This is a genomic window from Bacillus sp. BSL6, from assembly GCF_052928345.1.
Genome location: NZ_JAVGCW010000003.1, coordinates 55,210 through 81,014 on the forward strand (window position 1 = coordinate 55,210; position 25,805 = coordinate 81,014).

21 protein-coding genes, 1 pseudogene and 1 riboswitch are annotated in these 25,805 nt (G+C 34.4%); of the genes and pseudogenes, 16 read left to right on the forward strand and 6 right to left on the reverse strand.

The genetic code is table 11. The annotated features are described in order from the left end of the window. Positions 1–179 precede the first annotated feature (179 nt). From RCJ96_RS11335 to RCJ96_RS11345, 3 genes are all read left to right on the forward strand, one after another. A complete protein-coding gene (locus tag RCJ96_RS11335) occupies positions 180–896 on the forward strand; it encodes a DUF554 domain-containing protein (protein ID WP_270795713.1) in 717 nt (238 codons plus the stop codon). Positions 897–911: 15 nt separating this feature from the next. After that, complete coding sequence (locus RCJ96_RS11340) at positions 912–1,763, forward strand: GNAT family N-acetyltransferase (RefSeq protein ID WP_416503672.1); 852 nt, start codon at positions 912–914, stop codon at positions 1,761–1,763. Between the two features lie 168 nt (positions 1,764–1,931). After that, entirely contained in the window at positions 1,932–3,146 is a 1,215-nt protein-coding gene (locus RCJ96_RS11345) for a multidrug efflux MFS transporter (RefSeq protein WP_270795710.1), read from the forward strand. Positions 3,147–3,199: 53 nt separating this feature from the next. Here RCJ96_RS11345 and RCJ96_RS11350 read toward each other — a convergent pair whose 3' ends face one another. Then, on the reverse strand, positions 3,200–3,961 hold the full coding sequence (locus RCJ96_RS11350; RefSeq protein ID WP_270795708.1) for a DODA-type extradiol aromatic ring-opening family dioxygenase: 762 nt from the start codon (positions 3,959–3,961) through the stop codon (positions 3,200–3,202). Between the two features lie 200 nt (positions 3,962–4,161). On the opposite strand from RCJ96_RS11350, the gene RCJ96_RS11355 reads away from it, so the two are divergent. The 6 genes and pseudogenes from RCJ96_RS11355 to RCJ96_RS11380 all read left to right on the forward strand — a co-directional run bounded on the left by RCJ96_RS11355 (position 4,162) and on the right by RCJ96_RS11380 (position 10,042). After that, entirely contained in the window at positions 4,162–5,085 is a 924-nt protein-coding gene (locus RCJ96_RS11355) for an alpha/beta hydrolase (RefSeq protein WP_074608427.1), read from the forward strand. Between the two features lie 247 nt (positions 5,086–5,332). After that, positions 5,333–5,977, forward strand: coding sequence for a LytTR family DNA-binding domain-containing protein (locus tag RCJ96_RS11360; protein WP_270795706.1), 645 nt, complete (start codon positions 5,333–5,335; stop codon positions 5,975–5,977). A 127-nt stretch (positions 5,978–6,104) separates the two neighbouring features. After that, a complete protein-coding gene (locus RCJ96_RS11365) occupies positions 6,105–7,619 on the forward strand; it encodes an acetyl-CoA hydrolase/transferase family protein (RefSeq protein ID WP_000429782.1) in 1,515 nt (504 codons plus the stop codon). 214 nt (positions 7,620–7,833) lie between these two features. Further along, positions 7,834–8,276, forward strand: a pseudogene (locus RCJ96_RS11370) (GNAT family N-acetyltransferase). Between the two features lie 27 nt (positions 8,277–8,303). Next, positions 8,304–8,663: a YunG family protein gene (locus tag RCJ96_RS11375; protein ID WP_000342916.1), complete on the forward strand. Its 360-nt coding sequence runs from the start codon at positions 8,304–8,306 to the stop codon at positions 8,661–8,663. A gap of 53 nt (positions 8,664–8,716) precedes the next feature. Continuing rightward, positions 8,717–10,042, forward strand: a complete 1,326-nt coding sequence (locus RCJ96_RS11380) for a bifunctional S-methyl-5'-thioadenosine deaminase/S-adenosylhomocysteine deaminase (RefSeq protein ID WP_270795702.1) — start codon at positions 8,717–8,719, stop codon at positions 10,040–10,042. 153 nt (positions 10,043–10,195) lie between these two features. Here the strand turns inward: RCJ96_RS11380 and RCJ96_RS11385 are convergent, their stop codons facing one another. Further along, entirely contained in the window at positions 10,196–11,566 is a 1,371-nt protein-coding gene (locus tag RCJ96_RS11385) for an alpha/beta hydrolase family protein (protein ID WP_416503675.1), read from the reverse strand. A gap of 582 nt (positions 11,567–12,148) precedes the next feature. Here RCJ96_RS11385 and RCJ96_RS11390 point away from each other — a divergent pair. Beyond that, positions 12,149–13,777 carry a peptide ABC transporter substrate-binding protein gene (locus RCJ96_RS11390; protein WP_270795698.1) on the forward strand — a complete coding sequence of 543 codons (1,629 nt, stop codon included), beginning with the start codon at positions 12,149–12,151 and terminating at the stop codon, positions 13,775–13,777. 51 nt (positions 13,778–13,828) lie between these two features. Here the strand turns inward: RCJ96_RS11390 and RCJ96_RS11395 are convergent, their stop codons facing one another. After that, on the reverse strand, positions 13,829–14,359 hold the full coding sequence (locus RCJ96_RS11395) for a GNAT family N-acetyltransferase (protein ID WP_029440879.1): 531 nt from the start codon (positions 14,357–14,359) through the stop codon (positions 13,829–13,831). Between the two features lie 141 nt (positions 14,360–14,500). Here RCJ96_RS11395 and RCJ96_RS11400 point away from each other — a divergent pair, with 141 nt between their 5' ends. The 3 genes from RCJ96_RS11400 (at position 14,501) to RCJ96_RS11410 (ending at position 17,197) form a co-directional block, all read left to right on the forward strand. Next, positions 14,501–15,199, forward strand: coding sequence for a response regulator transcription factor (locus tag RCJ96_RS11400; RefSeq protein WP_416503677.1), 699 nt, complete (start codon positions 14,501–14,503; stop codon positions 15,197–15,199). Beyond that, complete coding sequence (locus RCJ96_RS11405; protein ID WP_175574531.1) at positions 15,165–16,265, forward strand: sensor histidine kinase; 1,101 nt, start codon at positions 15,165–15,167, stop codon at positions 16,263–16,265. The genes RCJ96_RS11400 and RCJ96_RS11405 overlap by 35 nt, the downstream gene beginning before the upstream one ends. A 71-nt stretch (positions 16,266–16,336) precedes the next feature. Continuing rightward, positions 16,337–17,197: a M23 family metallopeptidase gene (locus RCJ96_RS11410; protein WP_074608434.1), complete on the forward strand. Its 861-nt coding sequence runs from the start codon at positions 16,337–16,339 to the stop codon at positions 17,195–17,197. A 60-nt stretch (positions 17,198–17,257) separates the two neighbouring features. Here RCJ96_RS11410 and RCJ96_RS11415 read toward each other — a convergent pair whose 3' ends face one another. Beyond that, positions 17,258–18,553, reverse strand: a complete 1,296-nt coding sequence (locus RCJ96_RS11415) for an Nramp family divalent metal transporter (protein ID WP_416503678.1) — start codon at positions 18,551–18,553, stop codon at positions 17,258–17,260. Between the two features lie 477 nt (positions 18,554–19,030). On the opposite strand from RCJ96_RS11415, the gene trhO reads away from it, so the two are divergent. Then, positions 19,031–19,990: an oxygen-dependent tRNA uridine(34) hydroxylase TrhO gene (gene trhO, locus RCJ96_RS11420; protein ID WP_000246230.1), complete on the forward strand. Its 960-nt coding sequence runs from the start codon at positions 19,031–19,033 to the stop codon at positions 19,988–19,990. 200 nt (positions 19,991–20,190) lie between these two features. On the opposite strand, the gene RCJ96_RS11425 is transcribed toward trhO, so the two are convergent. Continuing rightward, the gene (locus RCJ96_RS11425) at positions 20,191–21,666 is read right to left on the reverse strand and encodes a hypothetical protein (protein ID WP_416503679.1); all 1,476 of its coding nucleotides are present in this window, start codon (positions 21,664–21,666) and stop codon (positions 20,191–20,193) included. A 175-nt stretch (positions 21,667–21,841) separates the two neighbouring features. On the opposite strand from RCJ96_RS11425, the gene panE reads away from it, so the two are divergent. Further along, positions 21,842–22,786 (forward strand): 2-dehydropantoate 2-reductase, encoded by a 945-nt coding sequence (gene panE / locus RCJ96_RS11430; protein ID WP_416503681.1) that lies wholly within the window; start codon positions 21,842–21,844, stop codon positions 22,784–22,786. A gap of 54 nt (positions 22,787–22,840) precedes the next feature. On the opposite strand, the gene RCJ96_RS11435 is transcribed toward panE, so the two are convergent. Beyond that, a complete protein-coding gene (locus tag RCJ96_RS11435; RefSeq protein ID WP_000031869.1) occupies positions 22,841–22,969 on the reverse strand; it encodes a hypothetical protein in 129 nt (42 codons plus the stop codon). Positions 22,970–23,108: 139 nt separating this feature from the next. Further along, positions 23,109–23,255: riboswitch (cyclic di-AMP (ydaO/yuaA leader) on the forward strand. 144 nt (positions 23,256–23,399) lie between these two features. On the opposite strand from RCJ96_RS11435, the gene RCJ96_RS11440 reads away from it, so the two are divergent. Beyond that, complete coding sequence (locus RCJ96_RS11440) at positions 23,400–25,226, forward strand: APC family permease (protein WP_416503683.1); 1,827 nt, start codon at positions 23,400–23,402, stop codon at positions 25,224–25,226. The last annotated feature ends 579 nt before the right edge of the window (positions 25,227–25,805 follow it).

A 25,805-nucleotide genomic window follows, 5' to 3' on the forward strand; every position in this document is an offset into this window, starting at 1 on the left:
GATTAGCAATGAGTCTATAAAAAAGTAATTGGTGTATGTACAGATACAAAAAAATGCGGTTTATGTAGTGAAAAACATTTGTTAATATTCTCAATATTAAGTTAACATATAGATAACCTGTAAATCAATGTGTAAACCAAAATATAGAAATAAAGAATTCGAAGGGTGAAGAACGAGAAATGGTTATATTAGGAGCAGTTGTAAATGGGGTTTGTATTATATTTGGTACTTTACTAGGTAAATTATTTAGTAAGATTCCAGAAAGTATGAAGGGAACGATCATGCACGCAATCGGTTTAGCGGTTACTGTGCTTGGACTTCAAATGGCATTAAAAAGTGAAAATTTTCTAGTTGTCATTTTAAGTTTAGTAATTGGTACGGTCATTGGGGAATGGTTACAATTAGAAGGAAAGTTAAAACAGTTAGGGGATTGGCTAGAAAATAAAGTTGGATCAAAAGGGAAAGGGAGCATATCAGAAGGGTTTGTAACAGCTACACTTATTTTTGCAATTGGTGCGATGGGGATACTGGGTGCACTCGACAGTGGTATTCGCGGAAATCACGATATTTTATTTACGAAGGCGATTATCGACGGATTTATTTCTATTATATTAACGACAACTCTAGGGATTGGCGTAGTATTTTCAGCGATTCCAGTAATTTTATATGAAGGTGGCATCGCAGTTTTTGCAACACAAATTAATAGTGTTGTCCCGAAAGAATTAATGAATCAATTTATATTGGAAATGACAGCTACAGGCGGTATTATGATAGCTGCTATTGGATTGAACTTACTGGGATTTATTAAAATTAAAGTCGCAAATTTACTTCCAGGTATATTAGTAGTTGGAATCATTGTTTCACTTATTTATAGTTACGGTTTAATAGTAAAGTAGGGGAAGGAAATACATATGGAGGGATTTCAATTTACAAAACGTGTGCATAACATATTGAAGATTGCAGCAGAAGAGGGAGAAAGTAATATCATTCAACCAGTTCATTTATTTATTGGCATGTGTAAAGAAGGTACTGGCGTATGCAGCGAGTTGTATATGTATTTGTTTCGTAACGTGGGTACAGATTTTTTAGAAAAGCTTTCAATACGAAAACAAAATGATTTAACGAATCAAGAGTATAAAAAAATAGAGCATTATAAGTTATCATATAAGACGCTAGAAGTTTTACAAATAGCGAAAAAACGTATGGAACGTTTTCAGCAACTATTAATGAACGAAGGACATGTTATATATGCACTCTTTCGCGTGGATACGTTTATTGAAAATCCACAAATACAAAAAGAGATATTACGTATTGTAGAAGAGCCAAGAGATTTAGCGGTTGATTTAAAGTGTTTTGTTCCTGCTTATACTCATTTAACTTGTCATGTTAGAAAGGCTAACTCTTCTGATTTTGGGAAATTAGTAAGTTTTGTTAGTGAGGAATTCGGTGAACGTTGGTTACATTCGATAGAGTACGGATTTCGTACATATAAAGAAAATGTACCTATTTATATAGCAGAACAAGAAGAAGTGATAGTAGGTTTTGCTTGTTATGACGTAGTGAGAGGAAAGAAAGGATTGTTTGGTCCAATGGGCACGGCGAAACAAAATCGTGTGAAAGGTATAGGGAAGCAATTGTTACATTGTAGTCTGCATAGTATGAAGCAAGAGGGTTATGAATATGCAATTATTGGGCAAGCGGGCCCAATTGAGTTTTATGAGAGATGTTGTAATGCACGTTTAGTACCAATCATGGGTTATTAACCAACTTCATTTAGGTGGAGTTGGTTTTATTATGAAAAAAATGTGGGAATGTAGTGATTTTTATTAGAAAATAGCGGGTTTTGTAGTAAATCTTACAAATAAAGCAAATTACTAAACTTTTTACAAGAAAGGGTGTAGAATGGGTATCTAAAGAAAGAAGGTGTGAAAATGGCCAGCTGGAAACGAAATTTAATGATTTGTTGGCTAGGTTGTTTTACCACTGCAGCCGGTATGAGTTTAGTAATTCCTTTTTTATCTTTTTATATTGAGGAATTAGGTGTGACGGGCACTTCTAGTATTGCACAGTGGTCGGGACTTGCATTTGGTGTAACATTTTTAATGGGTGCGATCGTATCACCAATATGGGGAAAGCTTGGTGATATACATGGACGGAAATTGATGCTAATTCGTGCGAGCCTTGGTATGGCGATTATTATGACGCTAATGGGGTTTGTAACGGATGTGTATCAGCTAGTCGCACTAAGATTTTTGATGGGAGCAGTATCTGGTTTCCTTTCAACAGCGATGACATTTATTGCAGCAGAAACTCCGAAAGAGCATTCAGGTTGGGCGATCTCCACAATTTCAACTGGTGGCGTGAGCGGTTCTTTACTTGGACCGTTACTTGGAGGTTATTTATCTGAGTTAATTGGAATGCGTCATGTTTTTCTTGTTACAGGAGCTTTTTTATTCCTTTCCTTTCTCATCGTTTTTTTCTTTCTACATGAAGAAAATCACTCTGCTCAAGCAAAAAAAGTACAAACGAAAAAAGTATGGACGATGGTTCCAGCTAAACATTTGATTATTAGTTTGTTTGTCACAACATTTATTATTCAACTTGCTAATATGTCTGTTCAGCCAATTGTTACATTGTACGTGAAAAATTTAGTTGGTCCTCAAACAGCGCATATTGAAACAATTGCAGGCGCCGTTATGTCAGCGACAGGATTAGCTGTTATTTTGGCAGCACCAAGATTAGGACGATTATCAGATCATATCGGTCCTCAAAAAACGTTAGTTGTAGCGTTGTTTGCTGCAGGAATTATTTTTATCCCGCAAGCATTTGTAACCTCAGCTTGGCAACTATTAATTCTTCGATTTTTATTAGGTATCGCACAAGCAGGATTATTACCTTCCGTACAAACTCTACTAAAACAACATACACCAACTCATGTAACGGGACGAATATTTGGGTATAATCAATCGTTTCAGTTTTTAGGAAATATGATTGGACCAGTACTTGGTGGACAAATTGCAGCACATGCAGGCTTCCAATATGTTTTCTTCTCTACATCATCACTATTATTTATTGCGTGCATTTGGGTTTATTTTCATAATAAGAACGAAGAGGTATCAGAGAAACAACATTTGGAAGTTAGTTAACTAGGTGAATGAAAAAGAAAAGGATGAAGCAATGATTACTTCATCCTTTTTATTTAAAATTGGAGGCAAAGATAACTTAACGTACCAAGCTCGTAACTGCGGTGAATGACTTCACCACTATTTTCACCACTTCCCATAGCGATAAATAAAGGAACAAAATGCTCTGCTCTTGGTACAGCTAATTGAGCATGAGGGGCATTTTTCTCCCAATGAAATAATGCATCTTTATTGTTAGTCTGCATATGTTTTATAATCCAATCATCAAATTCAATTGCCCATTGTTCGGGTGTACTTTGATTCCATTTCAGTGCTCGTAAGTTATGAACGGTAACACCGCTACCGATTACTAAAATATCTTCTTGTCCAAGTCCTTTCAATGCTTCTCCAATCTTAAATTGTTCTTTTGCAGAAAGGAATGGATTTACTGATATTTGTACGACAGGAATATTTGCTTCTGGATACATACGGTGCAATAGTGTCCATGAGCCATGATCTAAACCTCTCGTCATATTATGATGGACTGGAATACCTTTATTTTTAAATTTTGTTTCTAACATAGATGCAATGCTAGAAGAGCCTTTCGCACGATATTTAATTTCGTATAGCTCAGGAGGGAAGCCTCCAAAATCATAAATTGTTTCATATTCGTTATCTGATGAGGAAATTGTTAATACTTCACTTTCCCAGTGAGCAGTGAAAATAACAATTGCTTTCGGTTTATATGTTTCTCCAAGCGTTTTTAAAAACCTTGTATATTCTGTATCTTGAATAGCGAGCATCGGTGAGCCGTGTGCTAAAAATAATGATGGCATCATAGTAGAAACCTCCTAAAAATATAATAGTTACTTTATGTAAGTAACTATATAATTTTATCTATAGTTCGTCAACATATTAATTTAAGAGCTAATTAGAAAAGTGAGTCATTTGTCATAATGAAGGCAATTGCATATAATACATAATAAGAATAATGAATATTCATTTTTTGAGATACATAATAGAGTTGGGAGCTGACGAAATGAACGTACAGGAAAGTTTCGTTACGGCAATGGATGGATCGGAAATTTATTTACGTAAGTGGTTACCAGAAGGTGAACCGAAAGGGATTATTCAAATTGCACATGGTATGACAGAACATGCAGGTGTTTATACAGACTTTATTGATGCGTTATTAGAAGCGGGATATGGTGTTTATGCGCATGATCATAAAGGTCATGGGAAAACGGTGAAGAGAGAAGAAGATTATGGTCATTTTAAACCCAATGTAGGTTGGAATGAGGCTGTATCTGATGTTATCTTTGTATCTGAAACGATAAGAAAAGAGCAGACATGCCCGTTATTTTTACTTGGACATAGTATGGGTTCTTTTTTATCAAGACGTGCTGTACAATTGAAGGGTGAATTGTATGATGGATTTCTTATTTCAGGAACTGGTGGAAATCCAGGGCTTTTAGGAAGTATCGGTCATAAAGTAGCGACAATTGAGATGAAATTACGCGGGGAAAAAACGAAAAGTCCGATGCTAAACTTTTTATCTTTCGGAAACTTCAATTCACACTTTAAACCAAATCGTACAAAATTTGATTGGTTATCTTCAGATAATAATCAAGTAGATAAATATATTGCGGATCCATTATGTGGATTCATTTGTACGACTAGTTTTTATCGAGAATTATTTTCTGGTGTATTAGAAGTAAATAAACTAGAAGAGTTCAAGAAAACACCGCAAAACCTTCCAATACATATTTTTTCAGGAGATCGTGATCCTGTGGGGGATATGGGGAAAGGTGTAAAGGAAGTATATGAGAATTATAAAAAATGTGGCGTGAAAGATGTAACACTGCGTTTATATGAAAATGGAAGACATGAAATGTTCCATGAAGTAAATCGAGATGAAGTATTTCAAGATTTGATTTCGTGGTTAGAAGAACATAATAAATGAGAATGAAAGCTAAGTCCAGACTGTTTATAGTTTGGACTTTTTGTTTGTAGGTGTTGCAAGTATTTACTGATGTAGTGTTCATATCATTTTTACATATTTGAAGGTAGGTTATATTCTATATAATTAAATAGATAGAAAGCCTTGTGCAAATGAGGAGATAAATGTATAAAATTAATAATCAAATTTTTTATAAAGCAACAGAGGCCATTCATAATAGTAGTATAATAGTGAATGAGGTGTTAATAGAATGGAAGATAAAACATTAGGTTTACTATTAGATGTTGTGGGGGAATTATTTTCAGATGAAATTTCAATTGCTGTATCGAATACGAAAGAATATATATACTATCGGCCAAGTAAACGAATTGATTTAAAGATTAGTGTCGGTGATCCTATAAAGGAAGGAACGATTGCTCATAAAGCAATGGTGACAAACCAAAAAACCTCTGAGTTTATGAATCGGGATATTTTTGGTATTCCTTATCATGGTATGGCCGTACCATTCTCAAACAATGGAAAGCTTGAAGGTTGCGTGACAGCCATTTATCCAGCTTTAACGGACGGAAAATCAGTCGTTACTTTAAAAACAACGGACGGCTGGATTCCGGTTCCTTTTTCAAAAGTCATGTATTTAGAGGCGAAAGATAAAAAGACGTATGTAAATGCAGAAGAGTTAACAGGGACACATAAATACTCGTTACAAGAATTCGAATACTTACTTCCGAAAGATTCATTTATTAGATGCCACCGTTCCTTTATTGTAAATGTGAATCATATTCAAGCGATTTATCCTGATACGCATTCTACTTTTTTACTTTCTATGGATAATGGAGAGAGGGTTCCAGTTAGTCAATCATACGCTAGTTATTTTCGTAAACTTCTAGGATTCTAAATTATTCTGCTTTAGAGACTAGATTTGCTGTTTTGTCTGAATTTTTGCCATTGTATACTGAAATCCCTATTTAGATACTGTTAAAGTGTAAAATAATTATGAATATTCATAGGGAGAGGGATTACATATGGAGAATAATTTGGATAGAATTAGGGATGAACGTCTGAAAGATCGCGTAGTTACACCTGAAGAAGCAGCTTCATGGATTGAAAGTGGAATGACTTTAGGCTTAAGTGGGTTTACACGTGCAGGTGATGTAAAAGCAGTCCCATTTGCGCTTGTAAACCGAGTTAAGAATGATACATCTTTTAAAGTAAATGTTTATACTGGTGCCTCTTTAGGTTCTGATGTAGATAAATTATTTGCGGAAGCAGGAATTTTAGGGAAAAGATTGCCTTTCCAAGCTGATGCGACTATGCGAAAAGGAATTAATAACGGAGATTTTTTATTTGTGGACCAGCACTTATCTCATACATCAGAGTTACTTCGCGCTGACGTTATGGATGTAGATTTTGCTATTTTGGAAGCGGTTGCGATTACTGAAGATGGCATGATTATTCCAACAACTTCAATAGGAAATTCTTTAGCGTTTTCTTTAAATGCTAAGTCCATTATTATTGAAATGAATATGGCTCAATCCACGCAGTTAGAAGGACTGCATGATTTATATGAACCAGGTAAACAAGGAGAAAGACTTCCAATTCCGATTGTGAAAACGGATGATCGAATTGGAACGATTGGCATTCCAATCGATGTTGAAAAGGTGAAAGGGATTGTGTTTACGAACCAATTAGACTCACCTTCGACAATTGTTCCTCCGGATGAAGAAACTGTTATTATGGCACAGCATTTAATAGAGTTCCTTCGAAAAGAAGTCGAAGTAGGCCGATTAACAAATCGTTTAGCACCGTTACAATCAGGAATTGGCTCAGTGGCTAATGCTGTTCTTCATGGAATGTTAGATTCGGAGTTTGAAGATTTAGAAGTGTATTCTGAAGTTTTACAAGATGCGGTCTTTGATCTTATGGATGCTGGAAAAGTCAATTTTGCTTCATGCTGTTCAATCACACTCTCTGAGGAGAAAATGCAAAAAGTATTTTCCAATTTTGAAAAATATCGTGACAAATTAATGATGCGCCCGCAAGAGATTTCTAATCATCCTGAAATCATTCGTCGCCTCGGATTAATCTCGATTAATACTGCTTTAGAATTAGATATATACGGAAATGTGAACTCTACTCACGTTTTAGGCACAAAAATGATGAATGGTATCGGTGGTTCTGGTGATTTTGCGAGAAATGCTCGCCTAGCTATCTTTGTTACGAAATCGATTGCGAAAGGTGGCAATATTTCAAGTATCGTTCCTTTTGTTTCACATGTGGACCATACGGAACACGATGTAGATGTTATCGTCACTGAACAAGGGTATGTTGATCTAAGAGGACTGGCCCCAAGAGAAAGAGTGGAATTAATTATCGAGAATTGCGCACATCCAATGTATCGTGATCAGCTAAGAGCTTATTACGAAGAAGCTAAAACGAGAGGTGGACAAACTCCTCATGTTTTAGAAAAAGCTTTTTCTTGGCATACGAATTATGCTAAAAATGGAACAATGCTTGAAGCGGTAGTAGAAACTGTATAGGTGTGTATCGTTAGAAATAGTAAAACGAAAGATTGAGTTTGAAAAAAATTTTAGAAGAAGAAAACGCCAACTTTCAAAGATGGCGTTTTTTTCTTTAAATACATTGCTACAGGCCGTACTGATTATAATAAAGATTTATGAAAATAAGAGGGTTTTTTAATTACTTTTCGAATCATTTTAATAGTTTACATATCGAAGGTGAGGAGAAAGAATCATGAAGATAAGAGAAGCGTTATTAAGTGAAGCAAATGAATTAAGTGAACTCGCACTACAATCAAAAGCGACGTGGGATTATAGTGAAGAATTCATAATTGCCTGTAAGGAAGATTTAACTATTACAGAAGAGTATATAAATAATAATTTTGTATATGTTTTTGAAAACGATAATACGAAGATTGGATTTTTCTCATTTTTACGTAATGATAAAGCTCTCGATTTCCTGTACATTCATCCTCGTTACAAAGGGAAAGGCTACGGGAAAATAATTTGGAAGTATGTAATAGAAAAGCAAATGAACTAGGCTTAAAAAGTTTTACGATTGATAGTGATCCGAATGCAAAAGGATATTACTTGAAAATGGGCGCACAGTTAATCGGAGAGACACCATCAACGGTCTTTAAGGATCGTTTACTGCCTCTTTTGAAATATGATGTGTAAAACTATTAATAGTAGGGGAAGATTAGAGTGGATGATGTAAAGGAAAAAAGAATATATGAAGCATTAATAAGATCGTGGTCGATTGAAACAAGTTCAAAGTGGACGACTGAGAATCCAGCAAAGGGACAGTGTGGTGTAACGGCTTTGGTCGTTCAAGACATATACGGAGGAGAGATTAAAAAGACAAAAGTAAGAGAGGCGTGGCACTTTTATAACTTTATAGATGGACAGAGGTTTGATTTTACAGAGGCTCAATTTAATGAAAAACTGAATTATATGGATATAGAATCAAATCGAGAAGAAGCATTTGCAGATACAAATGAAAAACAATATTGCATGTTGAAGAAAAAGATAACGAAAGAATTGAAATTATCTTTTGACTCTTAATCTTTAATAAGTTACTATAATGGTGGTAACTTATTAAAGGGATCTTCATAGAGTTGAAAGGGGAAATACTTTTGAAAACAACTTATGTAAACGCTACAATCGTAACGATGAATGAACAAAATGAAGTGATAGAAAATGGATATATCATTGTAGAAAATGCTCAAATTATAGATGTGAAGAGCGGAGAATTCGCTAATGATTTTGAAGTAGATGAAGTAATTGACATGAAAGGAAAATGGGTTTTACCAGGGCTTGTCAATACACATACACACGTTGTAATGAGTCTCTTAAGAGGTATTGGTGATGATATGTTATTACAGCCGTGGCTTGAGACAAGAATTTGGCCACTTGAAAGTCAATTTACTCCAGAACTTGCGGTTGCTAGTACGGAATTAGGATTACTTGAAATGGTGAAAAGTGGTACAACATCTTTCTCTGATATGTTTAATCCAATTGGAGTAGATCAAGATGCAATTATGGAAACGGTATCAAGGAGCGGGATGCGAGCTGCTGTTTCAAGAACTTTATTTAGCTTCGGAACGAAAGAGGATGAAAAGAAAGCAATTGAAGAAGCTGAGAAATATGTGAAGCGTTACTATAACGAAAGTGGTATGTTAACTACGATGGTTGCACCGCATAGTCCATATACATGCAGTACAGAACTGTTAGAAGAGTGTGCACGTATTGCAGTAGAAAATCAAACGATGGTTCATATTCACCTTTCCGAAACAGAGCGTGAAGTACGTGATATTGAAGCGCAGTACGGAAAACGTCCAGTAGAATATGCGGCAAGTTGCGGATTGTTTAAACGACCAACAGTGATTGCACACGGTGTAGTATTAGATGACAATGAGCGTGCATTTTTAGCGGAACATGACGTTCGAGTAGCTCATAATCCGAATAGTAATTTAAAACTAGGGTCTGGTATAGCGAATGTAAAAGCGATGTTAGAAGCAGGAATGAAAGTAGGAATTGCAACAGATAGTGTTGCATCTAACAATAATTTAGATATGTTTGAAGAAATGCGCATAGCGACTTTACTACAAAAAGGTATTCACCAAGATGCAACAGCGTTACCGGTTGAAACAGCTCTTACACTTGCAACTAAAGGAGCGGCTGAAGTAATCGGCATGAAACAAACAGGATCACTTGAGGTTGGAAAGTGCGCTGATTTCATTACAATTGATCCGTCTAATAAGCCTCATTTACAACCAGCAGATGAAGTATTATCGCATCTTATATATGCTGCTAGTGGAAAAGATATAAGCGATGTAATTATTAACGGAAAACGTGTCGTTTGGAATGGCGAATGTAAAACGTTAGATGAAGAGCGTATTATATTTGAAGCAAGTCGATATAAACGAGGTTTGCAAAGATAGGTATTTTTAGGCTGTGGAGAAAGACTTCTCCACAGCCTGTTTTTGTGTCTGAACCTTTTTTATTAATAAAACAGAAGAGAATGATTTAGATAAAATCACTAGTTTCAAAAATCCTTCACGTAATAATGATTATATGAAGGATTTGAATGTTTCTTATTTTTTTGTCTCGTTGACCCATTTAATAATGTCCTGGATAACGTACTCAGGAACATTAGCAGGGATTTCATATTCACTAGGGAGACTTAATTCCCCATCACCCTCCGTGAAGAAATGATTCAATTTTGGGTATTTATTGAACTGAACATTCCTACGGTTTGAGAGCCCTTCCTGCCATTTTGTATATTCATTTTTTACTGTTACTTGATGATCGCGTGCTCCTTGTAGAATCAGTAAAGGCTCTGTTCGTAATCTTGCCTCTTCAACTGGACGCCACCTAGAAACGTCATACATAAAATGAGGTGACGCAAAATTGTAGCCAGCTGGAGGGTGGTCAGGATTGAAAGTAGGATCCTGGATAAAAGCGACTTGTCTTTTTAGCTCATCGATTACTTCCTTTGGTGCTCCTAGGTATTGATTCTGATCAATAGCAATGTCAGTCAATGGGCGTGCAGGTGGTGCGAGTAAGATACTTCCTCTAACAAGTGAGGAAGGTGATTTGCTTAGTATACGCGGCATTGCGCCAGCTCCTAGACTATGTCCAAGAATGAAAATATTATTTGGATCAATGCCTTCCTGCTGCGCTGCTGATTTTGCCGCATATATGGCATCATCTGTAGTATCACGGTCTAACGTAACAGGTTCTGCACTCATCTTTAATGCGTGTTCTAAGGTGCGTTTTTCATAGCGTAACACTGCAATTCCGTTGGACGAAAGACCTACCGCAAGATCTCGTAAGATTTTTGTTCCCAGATATGTACTATCGCGATCATGGATGCCAGCACCATGAACAAGAACAACTACGGGTACCTTTTCACCAGGCTTATGTTTCGGAATGGTTAATGTGGCTGGTAACGGATAGGTAGAATTTCCAATGACGATTTCACGTTCTTGATAGGAAGCAGGTTGATCATATGTAGGCTGCGGGATAATATAAGATTCCGGAGGCGTCCTTACCCCAATTTCATCTACTTTCCCGCCAGGTGTGAATTTAAGGAGTAACGGTATGGTAGTTCCTGAAATTTCCACCGTCTGATGGACTAAGTTTCGTTCTTTTATTACGGGGATTCCCATGCTTTTTATCGCGCTCCAGCCACTTTGTGTCCACCAGTTTTGTAATGTGTTTGCTGTAAACTTGGATTGAAAAGCAGCAGACGTTAACTGAAGTGCCTCTGCATACTTATCTTGCTGGAGATATTCAAAAAATAATGATGTACGCTCCGTTAAAGAGCCTCGTTTCTTTTCTACAGATTGTTCCTCACGTGTATCTGCGTGAATAGCTGTTGTAAGCGGAAAAGATGAAATGCCTAAAGAAAAGAGCAGGGTAAAGGAAAGTACTGATTTTTGTATTTTCTTTTTTTTATTCATGTTTTAACCTCCAATATGTGATGGGAAAAAACAGGTATGATAAATTAAGGTTCTGTTGTAACAACGTCTAAACCATTGATATGTTCATCTAAAACCAACAGTTCTGGTTTTGTCGTAATCGCTCTAGTAACTCCTAACCTCTCTTTCTTCACTTTATATTTTGACTATACGAAACAAAGTTCTCGTTTTTCTTACTTGATCCTTACAAAATCCTTAAGTGTATAAGATTTGTAAAATATCACTTGCTAATTGACCTGAATTTCAAAAAAAAGCGGCATTTCTTAATGGAGATAAAAAAATATCCCAACCAAACTGTACCTATATGTCTATTAAGTTAATTATGGGGGGATTTATATGAAACAGAAGAAAAGTTAAAGCAAAAAGGGAGGTATACAATAGGAGATGTTTTTTAAACTTGAGCGAACAGCGTAGATTATACAATCAATCTTTAGTGATCCTTTTTAAAAGGGTCACTTTTTTCTTGAACGAATAAATATTCAAAAGAATGTCGCATCTTTCTGTTCATATTTCTGCTATAATATATAACGCTTTATAATATTTTATATTTAAGGAGAACAACTCATGAAGCGAAAAAAGAGCCATTTAATGGTAATGGCACTTGTTACATCCTTATTATTAACAGCTTGTAATAATAAGGAAAATAAAAGTGATAAAGAGGCAAAAAAACAAGTATTAAATGTAACAGTATCAGAAGAAATTCCTTCTCTTGATACAGCGAAAACGATGGATGGTACGTCAGCGCACGTTATGCAGAACATATTTGAAGGGTTGTATGTATTAGATGATCAAGATCAGCCGATTCCAGCAGTAGCAAAATCGTTTAAAAGAAGTGAAGATGGTAAAAAATATACATTTGATTTGCGTAAAGATGCAAAATGGTCAAATGGAGACAGTGTGACAGCAAATGATTTTATGTTTGCATGGAAACGTGCAATTAATCCTGAAACAGCGTCTCAATATGCGTATATGCTTTTTTACGTGAAAAATGCAAAAGAGATAAATAAGGGAACAGTGCCTCTTGCTGAACTTGGGGTTAAAGTTATAAATGATTATAAATTGGAAGTGGAACTTGAACAGCCAATCCCGTATTTTTTACAGTTGTTAGCGCTACCTATTTACTTACCACAGCATGAATCATTTTTGAAAGAACAAGGAAAGAATTATGCATTGGAACCTAGTAATCTCATATATAATGGGCCATTTGTATTAGAGAAATGGAAGCATGAACAAGAGTTTCAATTAAAGAAAAATGATACATATTGGGATGAAAAGAAAGTGAAGTTAGACGAAATAAACTTTCATATTGTAAAAGACACAATGACGGCTGTTAATTTATACGAAGCTGGTAATTTAGATAGGGTACCTATTAATTCTCAATTTGTAGACAAGTATAAAGGGAATAAGGAATTACATATGTCGAGTGATTCTGGAATTGCTATGCTACGTTTTAATGAAAAAAATAATGCATTAGCAAATAAAAAGGTACGTCAATCTATTTCATTAGCGTTAAATAAAGAGGACTTCGTTGCTCACTTTATTAATAACGGGGCAAAACCTGCCAGTGGAATGGTACCAGTTGGTCATGTAAATAAAGAGACTGGTAAGGATTTTAGAAAAGAAAACGGAAATCTTTCTTCATATGATTTGCAAAATGCGAAAAAGATTTGGGAAGAAGCGAAAAAAGAGCTTGGAGTAGACCAAGTAAACTTCGAGTTTTTAACATTTGAACAAGATAATGCAAAACGTATGGCAGAATATATAAAAGGTGATTTAGAAAAGAATTTACATGGATTAACGATACAAATTAAACAACAGCCATTTAAGCAAAAATTACAGTTAGAACAAACAGGTGATTACGATATAACTATGGCAAATTGGGGACCTGACTATAAAGACCCAATTAGTTATTTAGAGCTATTTACGATGGGTAATCAGAATAATAAAATGAATTACTCTAATTCTCGTTTCGATGAATTAATAAAGAAAGCGAAAACTGATTTTGTACTAGAACCAGAGAAGCGATGGGGAGCATTGCTAGAAGCTGAGCAGGTATTATTAGAAGATGCAGCTGTAGCACCGCTGTATCATATTGGTTCAGCATATGTACAAAAGGATTACGTAAAGGGAATTGAAAAGCATCAATTTGGTGGTGTTTATACTTATAAGAATGCTTATATCGCTAATGAATAAATACAAAAAACCTTACTTTTTAGAAGTAAGGTTTTTTACACATGAATTCTATTAAACCGATTTTAATAAAGCGTAAAAATTCGTATCATATGGGATATCATCTTGATACATATAATTTTTTAGAACGCCTTCTTTTTTAAAGCCTAATTTTAATAGTACTTTATTGGAAGCTTCATTTTCAAGAAATACAATTGCCCCGATCCGTTTTAAATGAATCGTATGGAAACCGTATGATATAACCTCAGAAACAGCTTCAGTCGCATATCCTTTTCCCCAGTGTTCAGGCAAAAAGGCATAACTTATATTGGCTCGTTTATGCTCAGAAGACCAATCGTGAAAACCAATGGTACCGATGAGTTCTTTCTTGTCTTTTAATTCGATTCCCCATTTTATACCGCTTCTTGCATTGTAACTCAACTTAAAGTTATGAATGATTTGTTTCACTTGATCAATATCTTGTAACGGTTTTTGGCCATAATAGCGCAGTACGTCAGTATTAGAGAAGCATTGTAGTATACCCGGTGCATCTTCTTCAGTAAGTTCTCGTAAAATGAGTCGATCAGTTTTCAAAATAGGAAACATGCTTTCACTCCATTTCTTTTGAAACTAGAATGTGTTGTTATTATATAATCTAGTCTGAAAATAAAGATTATTCAAGGGGGAGTATGGTTTTAATTTATGATAAAATGGATTGTGGAATATATTTCAAAAAGAGGTTTGTATATGGAGAAAAATTCAATTTTAATTGTAGATGACGATCAAGATATTATTCGATTTATGAACGTGAATTTAATGCAAGAAGGTTTTAAAGTTTTTAGTGCTCATAACGGAGAAGAGGCTTTAGAAATTATAAATAATAATAGCATTCAACTTGCTATTTTGGATATTATGATGCCACAAATGGATGGGATAGAATTGTGTAGACGGATTAGAGAGAAACATAGTTTACCAATTATATTTTTAAGCGCCAAATCATCGGATGTAGATAAAGTTATTGGATTTAGTACGGGAGCAGATGATTATATTGTGAAGCCGTTCAGTACAATTGAATTTATCGCAAGAGTGAAAGCCCAATTAAGAAGGTATACATATTTCAATCAAAATGCTGTCCAAGTAATAGAAAAGAAAATAAACATTAGAGGTTTAGAAATAGATGAAGTGTCGAGAACAGTAATGTTATATGGAGAAACAATCAATCTTACAAAAACGGAATATGAAATTTTGTTCTTAATGGCAGCTGCAAAGAATCGTGTATTTACAATTGAAGAAATATATGAGAGCGTTTGGAAAGAAAGGGCCTATGAAAGCAATAATACAGTCATGGTTCATATCGCAAGATTAAGAAATAAAATTGAAGAGAATCCAAAAGAACCGAAGTTTATTCAAAATGTTTGGGGAGTCGGATATAAAATTGAAGATTAAATCATTACAAGGCATTAGAGCTAAGTTTTTTATCGCATTCATATGTAGCATCTTGTTAGCGACTGTAAGTATAATAGTGTTTCAAATTTTGGTTGGAAATATATATAGTCAGGTTAATGTTTTAGAGGAAAAATATTCATTTTTATATTTTATAGTTTTTTTGATTTTTACTACAACATACTTTGCATTCATGACAAAAACGCTGATGAAAAGGTTGTCTCAAATTAACAAGAACGTGAAAGAAATAAGTGAAGGCAATTTTGAAATACATATACCTATTTCGAAAAGCGATGAGATTGGTGAACTAGCGGCAAATGTTAATAGAATGGCGAAAAGCTTAAAAGAGTCTATCGAGAATGAAAAAAAATCACAGGAAATGAAAAATGAAATGATTAGTAATATTTCTCATGATTTACGAACGCCAGTAACATCTTTAATCGGTTATGCAGATCTGTTAGGAAATAAACTTCATTCGAATGGAGAAGAATGTGAACAGTATGTAAGTATATTAAAGCGAAAAAGTTATGAATTAAAAAATCAAGTAGATGATTTATTAGAATACTGTCAAATAAATTATAGAGAGATTGAATTACATAAAGATGAAGTAGATATGAAAGCATTAATTGAACAAATCATGATTGACTTTGTACCACAATTAGATGATGCTAATATGAGCTTTTATATTAAAAGTGATGAAGTGCTGCATGTAGAAGTTGATGTAGCACTTATAGTGAGACTATTTGAAAATGTAATAGGTAATAGTATTATGTATGGAAAAGATGGAAAGGAAATTGCAATTGAAATTTCCAATAAAACAATGAATGTTGAAGTAGAAATTAAAAATTTTGGACAATGTATTCCGGAAGAGGACCTTCCTTACGTTTTTGAGAAATTTTATCGTAGTGAAAAATCACGTAGTTCTTATACTGGTGGGAAAGGAATGGGGCTTGCAATTTCAAAAAGTATAGCCGAGCTCCATCAAGGGGATCTAACTGTACGTAGTAACGATAAAGAAACAGTTTTCACTGTGAAATTACCGCAGTATAAAAAAGTAAGAAAGTCGTAAGTATTTCTTTTATATGTCGTAATTTTTACTTTGTATCATTGAGAAAAAGGATATGAGAGTAGGGATGCGACATGTGGAAGAAATTTTTATTAGTGATTATAGTTTCTTTTTTAATTATAAGTTGGATCTTAGTTTATGTAGCTAATGGTGTTACATCAGTTTTTGTTTGGTGGAGTATTCAGGCTTTTAGTTTTATTTCAGTTTTCCTCTTGGTAGGATCAGTAATAATATTTTTTTGGAAAGGCATTTTTAGAAAGCGGATAGATAGAACGCTATTTTTAATCATTCTGTTTTCTATCATTGGAGCTTGGCCTGTCGGTTGGTTTGCTAATATAGGTAGAATTGCTTACCCAGCAGATATACAATCTATGAGTCCTAAAGCAGTAGTTCGTTTTCCTTTGAATGAACGAGCATTAATAGGCTGGGGTGGTGATTGGTTAGAAATGAACTATCACGTTATAAAACCGAATGAACGATGGGCATATGATATTCTCATTCCACCTGCTGAAGTGAAAAGTAGTAAGTTAGAGGATTACGGTATATATGGAGCGAAAGTAAGGGCACCAGCTTCTGGGACGGTTGTATCAATCAATAATGATGAAAAAGATTTAATTCCCGGATTGGATGATTTTCAGTCAATGGCAGGGAATTACATATATTTACGGATAGATGAAACAGAGACATTTTTGATTCTTGCCCACTTAAAGAAAGGGTCCATTAAAGTTAGAGAAGGACAACGTGTAAATGAAGGAGAATTTCTTGCTCAAGTCGGTAACTCAGGAAGTTCAAGTGAGCCGCATTTACATATTCATCATCAAAGGCAAGATCCGTCCAAGGTAAGTATGTTTTTTGCGGAAGGATTGCCACTTTACTTTCGAACTGAAAATGGTGTCATGATGCCAGAAAGAGGGACATACATAAGTGGTAACTAGAAGAAAATCATTTCATTCAAAAAAGGTATTCCAAATTAAAATTGGAATACCCTTTTTTCATTACCCTACAAATGTTTGATACAGTAAGAAAATATTTAAAATGATAACAAGTATAGCAATGATCCAAGCGATAAAGGTGGTTATGCGGTGATTAACGAGTGCACCCATAATTTTTTTACTACTTGTAAACATAATAAGTGGTACTAATGCAAAGGCAATACCGAATGATAAGACGACTTGACTCATGACTAGAGCGTAAGTTGGATTTACACCTAAAGCGATAATAACTAATGGTGGAATCATTGTAATAAATCGGCGTAAGTATAACGGAATATGCATTCGAATGAAACCTTGCATAATAATATCACCTGACATTGTACCGACAGAAGAGCTAGATAGTCCTGCTGATAAGAGACCAATTCCAAATAAAGCAGCTGATACAGGACCGACTAAGTTGCTAAACTGGTTAAAAGCGACATCAAGATCTTCGACATGCAAGCCGTTTTTAAAGAATAGTGCAGCAGCAACAATTAACATACTTGCATTAATTGCTCCAGCGATAATCATTGCGATAATGATATCAATAAACTCGAAGCGGAAAATCTTTTTCTTTTGTTCATCATTTGTTCCGACTACGCGGCGTTGTGTTAAGGCGGAATGTAAATAGATTGCGTGCGGCATAACTGTCGCACCTAAAATTCCAGCTGCAAGTAATATACTGTCTACACCTTGGAATTGCGGGATGAAAAGTCCTGAAAGTAGAGGACTTAATTCCGGTTTTGCATAAAAGACTTGTACACCAAAAGCGATAACAACAATAAAAATCATTCCTGTTATAATCGCTTCTAATGGACGGAAGCCTCTACGTTGAAATTCAAGAATAATAAATGATCCAGCAGCTGTAATTAAAGCAGCTGGTAACATTGGAATTCCAAATAATAAATACAATCCGAGTGCTGCCCCGATAAATTCAGCTAAATCAGTCGCCATAATAACGAGTTCACCTTGTATCCATAAGCCGATGGAAACAGGTTTTGGGAAGTTTTCTCGAGCAATTTCAGGAAGGTTTCTACCTGTAGCGATTCCTAATTTAGCTGATAAAGTTTGGATTAATACAGCCATTAAATTAGAAGCGAGAATTACCCAGAGTAATAAATATCCATATTGTGATCCAGCGGCAATATTTGTCGCGAAATTGCCAGGATCAATATAAGCGACTGAAGCGATGAAAGCAGGACCTAAGAATGGTAATAGCCTTTTTAAGCCTTTCGTTTGTCCGCTTAATGCTAAATGCGCTGATTGAACAGTTGTACTTTGAGAAGGGACATGTTCATCTTTTGATATATCTTTATTCATAGTCGTTTTCCCCTTTGAAATGTTAACTTGATGAAATTATTGTAAGTATTCTTATTCTTTATTTCAATACATTTAAATGTACTAGGTTATATTTTTTATTTGAACACAAATGTTTCCTTAGTGCAAATTATATGCCTTTATACAATGAATGGTGTGGTGTTATTAAAAATTGGGAGTTTATGGTGTGATGAGGCGGGGAAACATAATGAATTAAAGGGCTGTTTTTGAAATTTATGTGAACATAAAGCCGATAATACAGCATATTAATTGATGGAATTGCATTTGTATGATATATAATATATTGGGATTACAACATAACCACAGTGTTTTGGTGTGTAATCTTGTTTTTTATTTTTGTTAACTGATAGAAAATAGTATAAAGAGAAGGAAATGGGATTCATTTTCTTATTATATATGTTTTGATATGAACGTTAACTTATACATGATTTTAAAAATTAGATAGGTGGTAGAAATACATTGGCAACTACAAAACCATACAGAGTATTACTATATTACATGTACACAACAATTGAAAACCCAGAAGAATTCGCGGCAGAGCATTTAGAATTTTGTAATTCACTTGAGTTAAAAGGAAGAATCCTTGTAGCTAAAGAAGGTATTAACGGAACTTGTTCTGGTACTGTAGAGCAAACAGAGAAATACATGGAAGCAATGAACAACGATCCACGTTTTGACGGTATCGTATTTAAAATAGATGAAGCTGATGGTCATGCATTCAAGAAAATGCACGTGCGTCCTCGTCCAGAGTTAGTTACACTTCGTCTAGAAGATGACATTAACCCACACGAAATAACTGGGAAGTATTTAGAGCCAAAAGATTTTTATGAAGCAATGAAACAAGAAGATACAGTTATCATTGATGCACGAAATGATTATGAGTTTGATTTAGGTCACTTTAAAGGTGCGATTAAACCTGATATCGAATCATTCCGTGAATTACCAGATTGGATTCGAGAAAATAAAGAAGTACTTGAAGGTAAAAAGATTTTAACTTATTGTACAGGTGGAATTCGTTGCGAGAAGTTTTCTGGTTGGTTAGTTCGTGAAGGCTATGAAGATGTAAGTCAGCTTCACGGCGGTATTGTAACGTACGGAAAAGACCCAGAAGTACAAGGTGAGCTTTGGGATGGACAATGTTACGTGTTCGATGAGCGTATCGCTGTACCAGTAAATCAAAAAGAACATGTTATCGTTGGTAAAGACCACTTTACAGGTGAACCTTGTGAGCGCTATGTAAACTGTGCAAATCCAGAATGTAACAAGAAAATTTTATGTTCTGAAGAAAACGAAGCGAAATATTTACGTGCATGTTCTCATGAATGCCGTGTAAGCCCACGTAACCGCTATGTAATACAACATGAATTAACAGAAGAACAAGTAGCTGCTGCATTAGAGCAAATCGAAGCAGGGAAGTAAGCTAGAATAATGTAAAAAAGTACTTCAAACTAAAATTTGGAGTACTTTTTTACGTGTGTTTTTTGTCGGTTTTTGTCGGTAAGTCGATATATCTTAAAAATCTCTGATATATTTCGAGTTGCGCTGATATAATCGGAAAATCGTCGATAAAAATTTAATTTACTGAAACGTGTACTACGTATTTGTAATGTGAAAATAACCTACTTCTCATCATCTTTCTCTCTCACAGCAGAAAGTACAGTTTGTTTTACCCATGCTTTTCTTCGTTTATGTTGTAGACTCCATTGGTATAAACTTTGCGCACCTAAAATAAGTGAAATGACTATGCCGCTAATTGCTATTAACAGCGCGAAAAATTCAAGTGGCGACGAAATTTTGTTTGAATCGGTGTTTCTTAACAGATCAATCATAGTAAACCCTAACATTTGGCCTACTACAGAGTAGAGCGTTAAAATTAATAGTAAAAGGCTATCTTTTTTTGAAGCAACATTTTCTTGATATTTAAACAAACTATCAAGATTTTGTTTTGCATTCGAGTATAGTATCTCAATGTTAAAAAGCTTTCTTAAGCGGAAGAAAATATCTTCACTCTGTGATTGGGATACTAGCTCTAAAGAAAAGTAATTCGCCGTAAACGAATTGATTGAATAAATTAATTTTTCTATTTCATTTGTATCTTGTTCAATGTTTAATTCAGCATAAGCGTTTGCCATTTTCAATAAAACAATTTTATGAAATAGATTTAATAATAAAGCGTAATAAAACTCCCCATACATTTGACTCGCAAGTTTAGTAAATTCGCGTTCTCCTTCATTTGTTACACATGTGAATATATGTTCTTCCATTATGAAATAGCGATTCGGAGCCCATCTTTGGTAAGCGTGTTGTTTTAAATAATCATGAATATAAGGCAGATTATTTGCACTCACATATGCCTTGCCATCACTTGTTAACCCGGAAAGACTAGAAGTACGATAAACATCCACTTCATTCAGTTCCATATCTTCTTTTATAGATAATAAAGTTTGTACGTACATTCGCTGATCTTCAAAGAAAGGAAAGGTTTGAAAGTAAGAACTTCTTAATCTCTTCTTCTCAAAGAAATCTGTTATGCCATGAAATAAATAACCAAAAATGAATCTTTCCACTTGGGAATACTTTTTTCCATTACATTCAATACAAATAGTCTCGTTTGTATCATTTTTAGTTTCAAGTACACGGAAACGGGCCGCAAATTCAATTGCTTCTGATAATGTCATGTTTGGAGCGGTTTCTACTTCTGTCCGAATTGTTAAGAAGCCAAGCTCATAAGGACAAAGTGTTACGTCAATAGAATGAATGTTGAATGGAACGGAAATAAGATTTGTTGTTAAATGTCCAGTTAAGTTAAGATCTTTAGAATAGCGCTGCAATCCTTTTTGATGCTCTGAGTGAGGAAAGAGTATTTTATTTGTAAATGAAAGATAATATGCTTCCATATTTTGATGTGAAACTTGAAACTTTCCGTAGTATGTATTTTCATTTTCAAGATGATCGAGTCGAAAAGGGTGAAAATCATTTTTCTGTAAGAAAGGGAACATATTTTGTTCATATCCAGTTTTAAAAGAAAACGGGAATATAAATTGAAATATAGCTGTTGTTACATCTTTTTCCTCGATTGTATGTATTGCCTCCATTTACATTGTTTCCTTTCCAAATATGCTATAAAAACAACATGCCCAAATTCATTTGAAAATAACCCCTGTTTTATACTTGATTAAGAATGAAAATTCAGCTTATTTAGTAGGGGACATGTATAATGTTATGTATACTGAATGTTATAAAATTGTATTTTGAAAAGGGGGATGTTGTATGCGTATTTTAGTATTAGGAGCGGGAGGCGTTGGAGGATTTTTTGGGGGACGCTTAGTAGAAAAAGGAGAAGATGTTACTTTTCTTGTTCGTAGTAAACGGAAAAAACAATTGGAGGAAAGAGGGCTTGTAATCCGAAGTGTTAACGGAGATTTTTCCTTTCAACCGAAATTAATAACGAAAGAAGATCGAACTGCTCCATTTGATGTTATTTTATTTTCAACAAAAGCGTATCACTTAAACGAGGCAATTCAAGATTTGAAGCCGTTCGTAGGTGAAAGTACTGTAATCATTCCGTTGCTAAATGGTATTGCTCATGTATCGCTATTACAAAAGGAATTCGGTGAGGAAAAAGTAATTGGCGGTTTATGCTTTATCGAGACGACGTTAAACGATGAAGGAGAAATTGTACAAACTAGCGCTGCAAATAGACTTGTGTTTGGAGAAATGAAGTCTCAACATGCAGAGAAAATAAAGCATATTTCTAAAGCATTTGCAGGTACAAAATCTAGTTTTGTTTTAAGTGAAAATATTACGCAAGATATGTGGCATAAATATTTATTTATTACTGTAATGTCAGGTGTGACAACATTAATGCGTGCACCAATAGGACCAATCCGTGAAAGCGAAGGTGGACACGATTTTATCCAAAACTTATTTGAAGAATGTATGCAAATTATGAGATGTATAGGAGCTCCAATTCAAGATAATATTGTCCAAGAACATATGAAAACAATTGATAAAATTTCGTATAATATGAAGTCATCGATGCAGCGTGATATGGAAAAAGATTCGTCTATTGAAGGCGAGCACTTGCAAGGATACTTACTAGATGTAGCAAAACAATTTTCTATAGAAGCACCATTATTAGGAGCAGTATATCAAAATTTGAAAGTGTATGAAAAAATGATCTTGAATAGATCTGCAATAGAATTGGATGTATGAAAAAATAAAAAAGAAAGCAATATATAAGTGTATTGCTTTCTTTTTTACGACAAATTATTTGTTTCTTTTTGTTCTATCTGTCAAATTTATTTCCTGTTCACGTTTACCGTATAATTGATTAATTTCATTTGCTAATGCATCTAAATAGGAATCGGAAAAAATAGGTTTCTTTTCTTTAGACATATGGGTCTCCTTTATCGATTTTTTAGTATTCATTATGTATATTTACCAGCGGATTATGCGCAATCATTTTAATTTTTTCTTTTTCAAAATTTTTGTTTACATTTTGAAAATAAAGGAGTATTATAATCCACAGTTTCAATTTTCTAAATCGCTGAAACCGCATGGTGCGGGGGACCCGTTCTTATGGATTAGTTCTTAATCCAATGGGGTGAATCCTTGAAAAAGGTAGGGCTACTCATAGGCCCGAATCCGACAGCTAACCTCGTAAGCGTTATATTGAGAAGGAAGGTGGAGCTTGTGCGACAAAAAAAATAATGTCTACAAGTCTATTTCGTTATGGCTTGTAGACATTTTTTGTTTTCTGAAGAAATCGTTTATCCGCTGTAACTAGCAGAAAAGTTCGTACAAAATTATTGGAGAGTGGACAGCATTGGTTTCATCTATTAAAAGATTTTTAATTGGAAGACCGTTAAAATCAACTGAGTTAGGAGAACAAAAGCTTAATAAAACGAAGGCACTAGCAATTTTATCTTCTGACGCTTTATCATCGGTTGCTTACGGTCCAGAGCAAATTTTAATTGCATTAGCAGGCGTTGGAGCGATCGCTTATTGGTATTCCATTCCGATAGCTATTGGGGTATTAGTATTATTGACAGCCCTTATTTTATCTTATCGACAAATTATTTTTGCTTATCCGCATGGCGGGGGCGCATATGTTGTATCAAAAGAAAATTTAGGGATGAATCCAGGGTTAATAGCTGGGGGATCTTTATTAGTTGACTATATTTTAACTGTTGCAGTAAGTGTGTCTGCAGGTACAGACGCACTCACATCAGCTTTTCCTAGTTTACATGCACATAATGTAATCATTGCGATTATATTTGTTATATTTATTACCATCTTAAATTTAAGAGGCGTAACAGAATCAGCTTCTGTTTTAGCATATCCTGTTTATTTATTCGTTTTAGCACTATTTATATTAATTGGTGTAGGGATATATAATATTTTAACGGGTCACGTTTCGCAGGCTCTACACACGCCGATTGGAACACCGGTTGCGGGAATTAGTTTGTTTTTACTGCTAAGAGCATTTGCTTCAGGAAGCTCTGCTTTAACAGGTGTTGAGGCGATATCTAATGCAATTCCAAATTTTAAAGATCCTGCACCTAACAATGCAGCGAAAACATTGCTTGCAATGGGTGCATTACTTGCAGTTTTATTTTCAGGAATTGTGTTCTTAGCTTATTATTACGGAATTTCTCCAAGTAAAGAAGTAACAGTTGTTTCACAAATTGCTGAACAAACATTTGGACGTAATTTCATGTACTATTTCATACAAGGTACAACGGCTTTAATATTAATTCTTGCTGCTAACACAGGATATTCTGCGTTTCCGTTATTAGCAGTAAACCTTGCAAAAGATAAGTTTATACCGAGAATGTTTATGATTAGAGGAGATCGCCTAGGTTACTCAAACGGAATTATTATACTTGGAATCGCATCGATTATTTTAATTGTAGCTTTCCAAGGGCAAACAGAGCATTTAATTCCGTTATATGCAGTAGGTGTATTTATTCCATTTACACTTTCTCAAACGGGTATGGTATTAAAATGGCTTCGTGAAAAACCTGAAGGATGGGCTTTGAGATTAACGGTCAATTTAATTGGTGCAGTCATTAGTTTTATCGTAATGAGTATGTTCTTTTTAACTAAGTTCGCACAAGTTTGGTCAATCCTTATTTTCTTACCTGTTATTATCTTCTTGTTCCACAGAATTAAGAAGCATTATGATGCAGTAGGTGACCAACTAAGTTTAAAAACTTGTGAACGGATTGTACCGATTGAAGGAAATGTAATTGTCGTTCCAGTAGCTGGTATGACGCATGTAGTAGAAAATTCATTAAACTATGCGAAGTCTCTTTCGGCAGATCAAGTTATTGCTGTATATGTCGCTTTTGACAGAGAAGAGGAAAAGAAATTTGAAGAAAAATGGAAGAAGTGGCAACCTGAAGTAAGGCTTGTTACATTACATTCTTATTATAGAAGTATTATTCAACCGCTAACAAAGTTTATTGATACAGTACAATATAAAGCGAGTGAATCAAATTACCGAGTTACTGTCGTTATACCACAGTTCATTCCGAAAAAAGGTTGGCATAACATTCTTCATAATCAATCTAGTTTACTTATTCGTGCGTATTTACTTTATAAAAGAAATGTTGTTATTACGACAGTTCCATATCATTTGAAAAAGTAAGAAGGTTTTTTAAGGATAGCTTTACGTAAGTAAAGCTATCCTTTTTGTGTATATTCTATGCATAATTGCATATCGGTTATAAAAGTATATTGATATAATTTTTTCGCCTCGGAAAAAGTAGAGGTTTTCGTTGTGATATATGGATATTTCAATTGAAAAAGTGAAGCGGATTATATTTTGAAATAAGGACATAAAAGCTTGAAAATAAAGGGAATGAAAATACTTCTTTACGATAGATAAATAGCTGTGTTTAAATGACCTTACAGTACAAAACTTATATGAAAAGAAAACGTAATTTCATATTTACATACGTTATTTAGTTTAAAATGAATAATATTTTTGTGTAATATATTCACTGTATCAATGTGGAAAATAAGATGGAATAGAAAAATTATGCAATGTTATTCATACTAAGTATATATGAAAAGTTTTATAACAATAAGTAAGTACTGTAGCAATAAAATTTTGGAGAGGTGGTTCGTACATGGATCGCGATGAGAACGTTCTCTATTTTAACCATCTCAAATTATGTGTAAGAAAATAGAATAATAAAATGCGATAGTAATAGTTGCTAATACA

What these genes read in the sequence shown, in the direction of transcription:
- RCJ96_RS11335 (WP_270795713.1), top strand. Translation starts at nt 180, where the DNA reads ATGGTTATATTAGGAGCAGTTGTAAATGGGGTTTGTATTATATTTGGT.
- RCJ96_RS11340 (WP_416503672.1), top strand. Translation starts at nt 912, where the DNA reads ATGGAGGGATTTCAATTTACAAAACGTGTGCATAACATATTGAAGATT.
- RCJ96_RS11345 (WP_270795710.1), top strand. Translation starts at nt 1,932, where the DNA reads ATGGCCAGCTGGAAACGAAATTTAATGATTTGTTGGCTAGGTTGTTTT.
- RCJ96_RS11350 (WP_270795708.1), bottom strand. Translation starts at nt 3,961, where the DNA reads ATGATGCCATCATTATTTTTAGCACACGGCTCACCGATGCTCGCTATT.
- RCJ96_RS11355 (WP_074608427.1), top strand. Translation starts at nt 4,162, where the DNA reads ATGAACGTACAGGAAAGTTTCGTTACGGCAATGGATGGATCGGAAATT.
- RCJ96_RS11360 (WP_270795706.1), top strand. Translation starts at nt 5,333, where the DNA reads ATGGAAGATAAAACATTAGGTTTACTATTAGATGTTGTGGGGGAATTA.
- RCJ96_RS11365 (WP_000429782.1), top strand. Translation starts at nt 6,105, where the DNA reads ATGGAGAATAATTTGGATAGAATTAGGGATGAACGTCTGAAAGATCGC.
- RCJ96_RS11385 (WP_416503675.1), bottom strand. Translation starts at nt 11,566, where the DNA reads ATGAATAAAAAAAAGAAAATACAAAAATCAGTACTTTCCTTTACCCTG.
- RCJ96_RS11390 (WP_270795698.1), top strand. Translation starts at nt 12,149, where the DNA reads ATGAAGCGAAAAAAGAGCCATTTAATGGTAATGGCACTTGTTACATCC.
- RCJ96_RS11395 (WP_029440879.1), bottom strand. Translation starts at nt 14,359, where the DNA reads ATGTTTCCTATTTTGAAAACTGATCGACTCATTTTACGAGAACTTACT.
- RCJ96_RS11400 (WP_416503677.1), top strand. Translation starts at nt 14,501, where the DNA reads ATGGAGAAAAATTCAATTTTAATTGTAGATGACGATCAAGATATTATT.
- RCJ96_RS11405 (WP_175574531.1), top strand. Translation starts at nt 15,165, where the DNA reads ATGTTTGGGGAGTCGGATATAAAATTGAAGATTAAATCATTACAAGGC.
- RCJ96_RS11410 (WP_074608434.1), top strand. Translation starts at nt 16,337, where the DNA reads ATGTGGAAGAAATTTTTATTAGTGATTATAGTTTCTTTTTTAATTATA.
- RCJ96_RS11415 (WP_416503678.1), bottom strand. Translation starts at nt 18,553, where the DNA reads ATGAATAAAGATATATCAAAAGATGAACATGTCCCTTCTCAAAGTACA.
- RCJ96_RS11425 (WP_416503679.1), bottom strand. Translation starts at nt 21,666, where the DNA reads ATGGAGGCAATACATACAATCGAGGAAAAAGATGTAACAACAGCTATA.
- panE (WP_416503681.1), top strand. Translation starts at nt 21,842, where the DNA reads ATGCGTATTTTAGTATTAGGAGCGGGAGGCGTTGGAGGATTTTTTGGG.
- RCJ96_RS11435 (WP_000031869.1), bottom strand. Translation starts at nt 22,969, where the DNA reads ATGTCTAAAGAAAAGAAACCTATTTTTTCCGATTCCTATTTAGATGCA.